1 protein-coding gene is annotated in these 294 nt (G+C 67.7%); it reads left to right on the top strand.

Annotated elements, in window-relative coordinates:
• On the top strand, window positions 1–294 hold a 294-nt coding region (locus tag F6Q13_RS17520), incomplete at both ends, for an alpha/beta hydrolase fold domain-containing protein (protein ID WP_293059260.1).

Genomic DNA, 294 nt, shown 5'->3' with positions numbered 1-294 from the left:
GATCTCGCCGTTGCTGCCGCTGGCAATGCAACCCAAGCAGACCCATCCCAACATCAGGACCGACGCGATGTTTCCGGCTAAGGCGTTGGACGCGCTGGTCGCGCTGGTTGCCAGCGCCTCCGCACGCCACATCGTCGGCGGCAAACCGGAAACGCTCTACGAGCCCCTGGACCACATCGAAGCCGGCCTGCCGCGGACATTGATCCACGTGTCTGGGTCGGAGGTGCTGCTGCACGACGCGCGGTTGGCCGCCGACAGGCTGGCGGCCGCCGGTGTGCCGACCGAGGTGCGGAT

The sequence above is a fragment of the Mycobacterium sp. genome (genome assembly GCF_008709575.1).
Taxonomy (GTDB): domain Bacteria; phylum Actinomycetota; class Actinomycetes; order Mycobacteriales; family Mycobacteriaceae; genus Mycobacterium.
The sequence above is the reverse complement of the archived record's forward strand: the minus strand, read 5'-3'. Positions and strand labels throughout refer to the sequence as shown.